Annotated in this window: 8 protein-coding genes; 6 read left to right on the forward strand and 2 right to left on the reverse strand. The window is 59.0% G+C overall.

Going from position 1 to position 9,959, the window contains the following annotated elements:
- Positions 1-83: 83 nt before the first annotated feature.
- The 3 genes from EPN96_08550 to lipB all read left to right on the forward strand — a co-directional run bounded on the left by EPN96_08550 (position 84) and on the right by lipB (position 2,645).
- The gene (locus EPN96_08550; GenBank protein ID TAL16702.1) at positions 84-992 is read left to right on the forward strand and encodes a sigma-70 family RNA polymerase sigma factor; all 909 of its coding nucleotides are present in this window, start codon (positions 84-86) and stop codon (positions 990-992) included.
- Positions 993-1,078: 86 nt separating this feature from the next.
- Positions 1,079-1,963 carry a lipoyl synthase gene (lipA, locus tag EPN96_08555; GenBank protein ID TAL16703.1) on the forward strand — a complete coding sequence of 295 codons (885 nt, stop codon included), beginning with the start codon at positions 1,079-1,081 and terminating at the stop codon, positions 1,961-1,963.
- Positions 1,950-2,645, forward strand: coding sequence for a lipoyl(octanoyl) transferase (gene lipB, locus EPN96_08560; protein TAL16704.1), 696 nt, complete (start codon positions 1,950-1,952; stop codon positions 2,643-2,645). Before lipA ends, lipB begins: the two co-directional genes overlap by 14 nt.
- On the opposite strand, the gene EPN96_08565 is transcribed toward lipB, so the two are convergent.
- The gene (locus EPN96_08565) at positions 2,613-3,311 is read right to left on the reverse strand and encodes a VWA domain-containing protein (protein TAL16705.1); all 699 of its coding nucleotides are present in this window, start codon (positions 3,309-3,311) and stop codon (positions 2,613-2,615) included. The two genes, lipB and EPN96_08565, sit on opposite strands and share 33 nt — an antisense overlap.
- A gap of 176 nt (positions 3,312-3,487) precedes the next feature.
- Positions 3,488-4,573 carry a magnesium chelatase ATPase subunit I gene (locus EPN96_08570; GenBank protein ID TAL16706.1) on the reverse strand — a complete coding sequence of 362 codons (1,086 nt, stop codon included), beginning with the start codon at positions 4,571-4,573 and terminating at the stop codon, positions 3,488-3,490.
- A gap of 124 nt (positions 4,574-4,697) precedes the next feature.
- On the opposite strand from EPN96_08570, the gene EPN96_08575 reads away from it, so the two are divergent.
- From EPN96_08575 to uvrB, 3 genes are all read left to right on the forward strand, one after another.
- On the forward strand, positions 4,698-6,089 hold the full coding sequence (locus tag EPN96_08575) for a hypothetical protein (GenBank protein ID TAL16707.1): 1,392 nt from the start codon (positions 4,698-4,700) through the stop codon (positions 6,087-6,089).
- A gap of 119 nt (positions 6,090-6,208) precedes the next feature.
- Positions 6,209-7,678, forward strand: coding sequence for a cysteine--tRNA ligase (locus EPN96_08580; GenBank protein ID TAL16708.1), 1,470 nt, complete (start codon positions 6,209-6,211; stop codon positions 7,676-7,678).
- Between the two features lie 10 nt (positions 7,679-7,688).
- Positions 7,689-9,746: an excinuclease ABC subunit UvrB gene (gene uvrB, locus EPN96_08585; GenBank protein ID TAL16709.1), complete on the forward strand. Its 2,058-nt coding sequence runs from the start codon at positions 7,689-7,691 to the stop codon at positions 9,744-9,746.
- The last annotated feature ends 213 nt before the right edge of the window (positions 9,747-9,959 follow it).

The following is a 9,959-nucleotide window of genomic DNA, read 5'->3' on the forward strand; positions in this document are numbered from 1 at the left end:
TTCTCACCGGGGAAAGTCTGGTGAAGAGTGGGGTTTACTCTTCTTAAAAAACAGGTAACTTATTCCTGAAGGGAGAAGAGATCATGGCAATGCAGGGAGATGATTTTAATTTTTCCTCAGGCTTTGAAACAACGGTCGACAAGAAAAGGTCGTCCGGCAGTTCGCTGAGCTCGATAGGCGTTTACCTCAAGGAGATACGGAAAACCAGGCTCCTTAAGGCCGAAGAGGAGATCGAACTGGCCCTTAGAATCGAACAGGGCGACGAGAGCGCAAGGAAGTCGATGATAGAATCGAACCTTCGCCTTGTCGTTAAAATAGCCAAGCGCTACGTCAACCGCGGCCTCCCCTTCACCGACCTCATCGAGGAGGGAAACGTCGGCCTCATCAAGGCCGTCGAGAGGTTCAAGGCCGACAAGGGCTGCCGTTTTTCAACCTACGCGACTTGGTGGATACGCCAGTCCATCGAAAGGGCGATAACCAATCAGGTTCACACCATACGCCTTCCCGTCCACGTCGCCGACGATCTCGAACGCCTCCGGCGCGTAACCGAGAAGCTTACCCGCAAGTTCGACAGGCATCCGACCATGGAAGAGCTCTGCGAGCGCACCGGCTTCACCGACACCTACGTTCAGAGACTTAATTCCATCCACCGCAAGGTCTTCTCCATCGATCAGACGATCAACGCCGACGGCGAATACACCCTCCAGAGCAAGATGGAGGACCCGAACGCCGAAGACCCGATGGAAACCCTGCACAGCGAGCGCATGACCAGTTTCCTTACCGAAAAGGTGAACGCCCTGAACGAGAGGGAGAGGAAGATACTCTCGCTTCGCTACGGCCTCGACGACTGCGAACCGATGACCCTCGAAAGAATCGGCGCCGAATTCGGAGTCACCCGCGAGAGGATACGCCAGATTCAGATTGAGGCCCTCGGCAAGATACGCCAGGCCTTCGAGGATGAAGGCGTGGATCAGCCCGAAGCCATCTATTAATCCGCAAATTAAAAAAACCTTAAAGGAGGGCCGGACAGGCCCTCTTTTTTATTACGCGAAAAAAACGGACTTGCGATAATGCCGGGATGGAATCCAAAGCGCGAAACGGAGCGTTGAGAAAACCCGGGTGGCTGAAAATCCGCCCCGGAGCGGGAGGGGCTTACCCGGAAGTCAAAAGAGTCCTCCGGGAGCAGGGTCTTCACACCATCTGCGAAGAAGCGAGATGCCCCAACCGGGCCGAGTGCTGGAAAAAAGGTACGGCAACCTTCCTCATTCTCGGAGACAGATGCACACGCGGCTGCGGTTTTTGCGCGGTAGAGCGTGGAACGCACGGTACGGATATCGAAGGCGAGGAGCTTCTGCTGGCAAAAGCGGTTTCAAAGATGAACATCCGCTACGCGGTGATAACCTCGGTCACCCGCGACGACCTGTCCGACGGCGGCGCCGGAGTTTTCGCAAAGACAATAGGGGCGCTACGAGTCCTGCCCGAGCCTCCGAAGGTTGAAATCCTCATCCCCGACTTTCTGGGTGAACCCCTTAAAACTGTCTGCGGCGCTTCACCGGACGTTCTTGCGCACAACATCGAGGTGGTAAAGAGGCTGTCTCCAACTCTTCGACATCCGCGCTTCTCCTACGAAAAGTCACTGGCCGTATTGAAATCCGTCCGAGAACTTTATCCGTCAATCGTTACGAAGTCTTCCGTCCTCCTCGGCCTCGGAGAGAGCCGCGAAGAGATTGAAAAAACGATGGAAGATATATTTGATGCGGGGGTGAGGATACTCGTTCTCGGGCAGTACCTCCAGCCGTCGAAAGAGAATGCTCCCGTTCAAAGGTACGTCGCCCCGGAGGAATTCGATTCTCTCGCCGAGATCGGCCGCAGGATGGGTTTTGGCTGTGTCTGCGCCTCTCCCCTTGCCCGGACCTCCTACATGGCCGAGACGGCCTACCGGACGTGCTTTGAAGGAAAATAAAGAGTCCGTCAGGGTTTCGCTCGTCGAGCTCGGCCCCGGCGTTCGTTACGGGAAGGCGCTGGCTGTCCAGCAGGAGAGGCTTGCGGGGCTTATGGAAGGGGTTTTGCCGCCCTCCCTTGTCCTTTGCGAACACGCACCGGTCATAACCCTCGGCAGAAATGCCGGCGAATCGGGCGTCCTCGCCTCCCCCGAAACACTATCCGGACTGGGAATCGGGCTTTGCAGAACCGGGCGGGGCGGCAAGGCTACCGTCCATTCGCCGGGTCAGGCGGTCGCCTACCCCGTCCTGAACCTCAGGGCGTTTGGAATCTCTCCGAAAGAGTACGTAAAAACACTTGAGGAGTGGATGCTGTCCACGCTCACCCGTTTCGGGGTCGAGGGATTCAGGCGTGAGGGAAAACCGGGGATATACACGCGAAGGGGGAAGATAGGAGCGCTTGGCGTCGCTCTCAGCCGGGGCTACAGCCACCACGGAATCGCGTTTAACGTCTCCAACGACCTTGCCCTTTACGATCTTATCCTGCCCTGCGGCGAAAGGGATATCGCCCCCGTCTCGCTGAAATCCGAAGGAGCCAAAACCTCGACCGAAGAGGTCTTTGAAGCGCTTAAAAGGGAATTCGAGAGGATATTCGGAATAGAGCTCGTTGATTCACCCCGAGATGAAGTCCAGGACCTTCTCTGACTTTAAATCCTTCAGCCGCAGGCACTTCGCCCCCATCTCCTCGGCGAGTATCCGCGCCCACGGGTAGGAATCTATCCAGGTGAGGTCGGTGTCCACCACCAGCGTTTTCACGCCGCTCCCCCTCACCCTTTTCGCCTGCCGTAAAGCCTCTCCGAAAGGGTCCCCGCCCTCCATCGAGATATTCGCCCTCCCGTCGGTCAGGATAATCAGGAAGGGAACCCTGCCGGGGTTTTTCTTCACCTCCCTTTGAATCTCCTCCAGCGATTTGGCGAGCGCGAGGGCTACCGGCGACTTGCCGCCGGTCGGGAGGCCCTTCAGCCTCTTTTGGGCAAGCTCCACGCTGGTGGTGAAGGGCAGCGCCACCTTCGCCTCCGTGCCGCGAAAGGCGATCATCCCCACCCTGTCGCGCTTCTGGTACACGTCGGTGAGGAGGGAGAGGACAACCCCCTTCGCGTGGCTCATCACCTGCTCGCTGCTCATCGAGCCCGAGGCGTCCACGGTGAAGAGAACGGAAGCGCCTGTGAGGCGGGAAAGCACCTTGTGGCGGATATCCTGCGGCAATATGTTTACCGAGTCATCCCCGGCCTCTTTCCTCCCCAGCTGGTGGGGGGCCGCGGCGCGCAGGGTCGCGTCCAGGGCTACCGGCGCTGGTTCGCCAGTGGGCATTTTGGCCTTGAAATAGCGGCCTGAGCCGGGGACGTCGGTGCGCCGTATCCTCCTGCCCCTTGAGGCGGGGCCGCGAAACTTGATCGTCTTTCTGAGGTTTTTTACCCGGTAGGAGCCCTCGGAGGAGTAAACCGTGTCGTCAACGACGATCTGGTCGCCCTCCTTCTTCTGCGGGCTCAGATGGCTTTTTTTTTAGAGGATTTTTTCTCCAGCCTCTTTTTTTCTAGCTCCTCGCGGGAGTTGCGGATGGAGGTGACGACCTCCTCCTGCGAGAGAATGCGCTCTTCGAGGGGAGATTTCTTCATGCGGTGTGGGTAGACGAGGCCCGCCGCGTCCGTGAGGTCCTCGTCGGTTATCTCCGTCCTGCCCCGAAAGGCCGCCAGAGCCGTGACCGCCTTCACCATCGCCATGTCGGCGCGGTGTCCGTCGGCCCCGAGGTCCACGCTGAGGGAGGCTATGACCGAGAGGGTTTCGTCGTCCACGCTGATGCGGGGAAGGAGTTTTTCAGCGACGGAGATCGCCTTGGCGAGCTTCGCATCCTCCCCGCGCCACTGGCGGGCGAACCCTTCGCGGTCGCGCTCGAACTCCCTTCGCCTTCTCATCACCTCCACGCGAAGTTCCGGGTCGCGGATTCCGGTCACGTCCACGCAAAGGCCGAAGCGGTCGAGAAGCTGGGGCCGAAGGTCGCCCTCCTCCGGGTTCATCGTCCCGACGAGGACGAAGCGGGAGGGATGGGCGTAGCTTACCCCCTCCCTTTCGATGCGGTTTATACCCATCGCGGCCACGTCGAGGAGAACGTCAACGATGTGGTCTTCGAGGAGGTTAACCTCGTCCACGTAGAGAAAGCCCCTGTTGGCCTTGCCGAGCACGCCGGGGACGAAATCGAGCTTACCGGTTGTCAGCGCCTTTTCCATGTCGAGCGAGCCGACCACCCGGTCCTCAGTGGAGCCTACGGGCAGGTCCACCACGCGCATCATCCGTTTTCCCGAAAGGAGGGGCTCGTTGTCTTCGTGTTTCAGGCGGCATTCCGGGCACATCTGGTTAACGCGCTGGGGGTGGCAGCCGATGGCGCACTCAAGCACTACCTCTATCTCGGGAAGGAGGCGGGCGAGCGCGCGGACGGCGGTGGATTTGGCGGTTCCGCGTTCGCCGCGTATGAGGACTCCGTCGATAGAAGGGTCTATGACGTTTAGTATGAGTCCAAGTTTCATCTTCTCCTGGCCGACGATGGCCGAGAAGGGATAGAGATCGGAATGGGGCATTTTCCGGCACTCCCTTGCCGCGGGGTAAATCCGCATCGATAAAGGGCGATGCTAACACGGGGGAAGGAATCCTTAAAGGGCGGAGCACTTCCCATAAGTGAAAAAATAAGGTAATTTTCAACGGATGCAACGAAGAAAACTCCTCGCCTTCGCCGTAGCCTTTCTCCTGGCCTTTTCCCCCGCTCTTCGAGCCTTCGCGCTGTCGAAGTCCGAGGAGGGCCAGTTGGGGAGGCGCGCCGTGGCGCAGGTCGAAAAAGCCTACAGGATCAGCGAAGACCCCTTTCTCGACGTATATCTGAACAAAATCGCCCAGAAGGTGGAGAAGGCGATGGGCGAAGCCCCCTTCCCCATCCGCGTCAAGCTTATCGCCGACCCTTCGATAAACGCCTTCGCAATCCCCGGCGGCAACGTCTATCTCACGACGGGTATACTTTACGCGGCGGCCGGCGAAGAGGAGCTTGCGGGTCTTCTTGCCCACGAGATGAGCCACGTCTACGGCCGCCACATAGTCAACAGATTTGAAAAAGCCGAGAAGGTGCAACTGGCGACCGCCGCCGCCGTTCTCGCCGGGCTCATACTGGGGATGTCGGGCTCCTCGGACCTCGGCATGGCCGCCATGACCTTCGGAATCGCCGCAGGCGAGACGAAGATGCTCTCCTACAGCAGGGCCGACGAGGAAGACGCCGACAGGAGAGCCCTCCGGGCGCTGAAAGCGAGCGGCTATTCCGGCTGGGGAATGGTCACCCTCATGGACACGCTGAGGAAGAACAGCTCCACCCCGGAAGGGTATCCCGCCTATCTGCTCTCCCACCCTCCCCCCGAATCCCGCGTCGGCTACCTCTCCGCCGAACTCGGCCCTCAGCCCGCCGAGGGCTACCCCGAAGGCCGGGACGAATTTCTGCTGGCCCAGATACGGGCTCTGGGATTCGACAAAAGGCCCTGGGGGCGCGCCCACGCGCTCGAACTGGCGGATAAAAACCCCGAGAAATTCGAGCGGCAGCTAGGCGCGGAGATAGTCCTTCGCTCCGAAGGCGATATAACTTTCGCGAAAAAATACCTTGAGTTGGCGGGAACGCTGCGCCCCCGGTCGGACGAGCTCCTCTATGAAGCGGCGCTCCTGAAATCCACAGGAGAGGAGCCGGGTCTTTTGCAGCAGGCTCTGGAAGAGGCGGTTAAAACCAATCCCGATTCGATACCTCTGAAAAGGACGCTCTCGAAGCTGCTCGTGGAGAAGGGCGACTACGCCGGGGCGCTGGCCCTTCTTGAAAGCCTCGAAGCCTCCGGCGACCGTTGGGACAAGCTCCCCTACCAGAAGGGAATGGCCCTTGGCGGCCTCGGCAGGACGGCGGAAGGGTTCGCCCTCCTCGGCGACTTCTACGCTTACTCGAACCCCGAACTGGCCCTCGGCTACCTGAGGAAGGCGCTGGCCGGAACCGAAGACTCCGAAAAGAAAGCGGGACTTAAAAAAGAGATTGAAAGAATATCGGGCGAGATGAAGAGTCAGGAGATTCGGTAGAAGCACGATTTTCAACAGCTCCCAGGGCCGCAAACTTTACTTTTTTACCGTCGTCTGTTACCTTTCGCTCGCAGCAGTTTTAACAGACTCTTGCCCCTCTTTTAACGGAGCCTTCTTTCATGTCCATACGCATCTTCAACACCGAGACCGGCAAAAAAGAAGAGTTCACGACCGCCGTTCCCGGCAGGGTCGGCATGTACGTGTGCGGCGTGACGGTCTACGACCTCTGCCACATCGGCCACGCCCGCTCGGCCGTCGTCTTCGACGTAATCTACCGGTACATGAAATACTCTGGGCTCGGCGTCACCTACGTCCGCAACTTCACCGACGTGGACGACAAGATAATCAAGCGCGCCGCCGAAAAGAATATGACCTCGGCGGCCCTTGCCGAAAAATACATCGATGAATTTTACGTGGACATGGACGCTCTCGGGGTTCTTCGCCCCGACGTGGAGCCCCGCGCCACCGCCCACATCGCCGAGATGATAAGCCACATCGAAAAGCTCGTTAAACTGGGCCACGCCTACGAGGTGGACGGCGACGTGTATTTCTCAGTGGACAGTTTCAAGCCCTACGGGCACCTCTCAAAGAGAAACCTCGACGAGATGGTCTCCGGCGCGAGGGTGGACGTGGACGAGAGAAAGCGAAATCCCCTCGATTTCGCCCTCTGGAAGGCCGCCAAGCCCGGCGAGCCCTTCTGGCCGAGCCCCTGGGGGGACGGACGCCCCGGCTGGCACATCGAGTGTACCGTGATGGGCCAGAAATACCTCGGCGAGACCCTCGACATTCACGGCGGCGGCAAGGACCTTGTCTTTCCCCACCACGAGAACGAGGCCGCTCAGGCGGAGGCCGCGACCGGCAAGCCCTTCGTCCATTACTGGATGCACAATGGCTTCGTTAACATCGACAAGGAGAAGATGTCGAAGTCCCTCGGCAACTTCTTCACCATCCGCGACGTTCTTAAAAACGTCCACCCGCAGATTTTGCGTCTCTTCCTCCTCTCCCACCACTACCGGAGCCCGGTGGACTACTCCGAGCAGAGCCTCAGGTACGCCCGCGCGGGGCTGGAGCGCCTCTACAGGGTCATAGAGAAGCTGGAGGAACGGCTGGAAACAGCTCCGGTTTCGCCTCGAAACAAGCCGGAGGGAATTTCGGAAGAAACAGTCGCGGACGCTCTGGAGAGCCTTAAATCCTCCTTCGCGGGGGCTATGGACGACGACTTCAACACGGCGGGAGCGATAGGACATCTCCATACCTTCGCAAACGTCCTTCGCCCCTTTCTGACGGACGAATCCCCGCTCGAAACCGGTTTTCTCCGGTATGTTTACGAAGAGTTGAAGAAGCTGGATTCCGTTCTCGGCCTCTTCGCCCTCCCGGCGAAGGAGTATTTCGCCGCCCAGCGCTCGGAAGCCGAAGCCGGCCTTGAAATCTCTCCCGAGGAGATAGAAAAACTCATAATCGACCGCGCCGAGGCGAGAAAAGCGAAGAATTTCGCCCGCGCCGACGAAGTGCGGAAAATTCTTCTCGATAAGAACATAATTCTCGAAGACGGCCCCAAGGGGACGACGTGGAAAGCCAGGGCCGACTGAGCAAGGGTAAATGACAGAAACCTTTAAAATCGTAACGGATTTCACCCTAGGCGAGGCCCAGTCAAAAGCTGTCGACACCCTCGCCGGAGGGCTCGCGGAGGGTGTGCGCGACCAGATTCTGCTGGGCGTCACCGGCTCCGGCAAGACCTTCACCATAGCCAACCTCGTGGAGCGCGTACAAAAACCCACCCTCGTGCTCGCCCACAACAAGACCCTCGCCGCCCAACTCTACGAGGAGTTCAAGGGGCTCTTCCCCGAGAACGCCGTAGAGTATTTCGTCAGCTATTACGACTACTACCAGCCCGAGGCCTACATCCCCCAGCAGGATCTCTACATCGAGAAGGATTCCTCGATAAACGAGCGGATCGACCGGCTGCGCCACGCGGCTACCCATTCTCTCCTCACCAGGCGCGACGTGCTCATCGTCTCAAGCGTCTCCTGCATCTACGGCCTCGGCGATCCGCAGTCCTACGAGAAGATGATCCTCTTCCTCGAAGAGGGTGTGGAACTTGAGCGCGACAGAATGCTCCGGAGGCTGGTGGAGCTTCAGTACGACAGAAACGACGTGGATTTTCACCGCGGCACCTTCAGGGTTCGCGGCGACGTGGTCGAGATCTTCCCGGCCTACGAAGACGAAAAGGCGATACGGGTCGAGTACTTCGGCGACGAGATAGAATCGATCCACCTCGTCGACCCCCTGCGCTCTAAAAAACTCGGGCGGATGAAAAACATCCTCATCCCCCCCGCCTCCCACTACGTCACCCCCCGCGAGGTGATGGACAGGGCGATAAGGACCATTCAGGAAGAGCTTTACGACCGCCTGAACGAGTTGAAGGCCCAGAACAAGCTCGTGGAAGCCCAGCGCCTCGAACAGCGGACTATGTACGACATCGAAATGATGGAGGAGATGGGGTATTGCAGCGGGATAGAAAACTACTCGCGCCACCTCACCGGGCTGGCTCCCGGCGCTCCTCCCCCCACCCTTCTCGACTATTTTCCAAAGGATTTTCTCCTCGTCGCCGACGAGAGCCACATGACGATCCCCCAGATAGGGGCGATGTACAAGGGCGACCGCTCGCGGAAGGAAACCCTGGTAGAGTTCGGCTTCCGCCTGCCCTCCGCGCTGGACAACAGGCCGCTGAAATTCGAGGAGTTCGAGGAGAAGGTCAAGAAGATCATCTACGTCTCCGCCACTCCCTCCCCCTACGAGAGAAAGCGCGCCGGGGACCACATCGCGGAGCAGATTATCAGGCCGACCGGTCTCGTAGACCCCGAGATGATAATACGCCCGGCGACCGGGCAGGCTGACGACCTTCTCGAAGAGATACGCTCCGTAGTCTCCGCAGGGTACCGCGTCCTCGTCACCACCCTCACCAAGCGAATGTCGGAGGATCTCACCCGCTACTACGGCGAGATGGGGGTCAAGACCTGCTACCTCCACTCGGACATCGACACTCTGGAACGGGTGAAGATTATCCGCGAGCTTCGGCAGGGGGTCCACGACGTTCTGATCGGCATAAACCTCCTGCGCGAGGGGCTGGACATACCGGAAGTGGCCCTGGTGGCGGTCCTGGACGCCGACAAGGAGGGTTTTCTCCGCAGCGAGACCAGCCTCATCCAGACGGCGGGAAGGGCGGCCAGAAACGTCGATGGCAGGGTCATCCTCTACGCCGACCAGCTCACCGGCTCCATCCAGCGGGCCATTGACGAGTGTTCCAGGAGGCGGAAGATACAGGAGGAGTACAACCGCGCGAACGGCATAACTCCCGAATCCGTCAAAAAACACATCGGGGAGGTGCTCTCTTCGGTCTACGAGATGGACTACGTGACTGTCCCGGTGGAGGAAACAGCCTTCGACGGCACCACCGAGGAGCTTCTGGACCGCATCGCCGAACTGCGCAAGCAGATGACGAAAGCGGCCAGGGATATGGATTTCGAGAGGGCCGCCGTATGCCGGGACGAAATAAAGGAGCTTGAGAGGTTCGGCCTTGAAACCATAGACGACTTCAAGGTAAGAGCCTCGAAGAAAACTCCGGCGAAGAAGAAAACCGGCAGGAAAAGATTTTAAGAAGCGGCTAAAAACGCCTCAAAACGCAGGGTGCCGTTAGCCGCAAAAGCGGCGTAACGCACCACCCCGCCTTCCCCGTCATTCTCGCGCAACGCGCTAATGGGATGGTCGCCCCTTTCCTGAACGGCATCTAAGTGCCAAAGTGGTAGATGTGCATCAACCACTTGAAAGAGAAAGGGGCGACCGGGATGAAGGTTACGACAATTGGCATTG

This window comes from bacterium, assembly GCA_004322275.1.
Lineage (GTDB): Bacteria > Desulfobacterota > Deferrisomatia > Deferrisomatales > BM512 > SCTA01.

Bases quoted from the DNA above. Each gene is read 5' to 3' on its own strand.
- lipA (TAL16703.1), top strand. From the start codon at position 1,079: ATGGAATCCAAAGCGCGAAACGGAGCGTTGAGAAAACCCGGGTGGCTG.
- uvrB (TAL16709.1), top strand. From the start codon at position 7,689: ATGACAGAAACCTTTAAAATCGTAACGGATTTCACCCTAGGCGAGGCC.
- EPN96_08580 (TAL16708.1), top strand. From the start codon at position 6,209: ATGTCCATACGCATCTTCAACACCGAGACCGGCAAAAAAGAAGAGTTC.
- EPN96_08575 (TAL16707.1), top strand. From the start codon at position 4,698: ATGCAACGAAGAAAACTCCTCGCCTTCGCCGTAGCCTTTCTCCTGGCC.
- EPN96_08570 (TAL16706.1), bottom strand. From the start codon at position 4,573: ATGCCCCATTCCGATCTCTATCCCTTCTCGGCCATCGTCGGCCAGGAG.
- EPN96_08550 (TAL16702.1), top strand. From the start codon at position 84: ATGGCAATGCAGGGAGATGATTTTAATTTTTCCTCAGGCTTTGAAACA.
- EPN96_08565 (TAL16705.1), bottom strand. From the start codon at position 3,311: ATGCCCACTGGCGAACCAGCGCCGGTAGCCCTGGACGCGACCCTGCGC.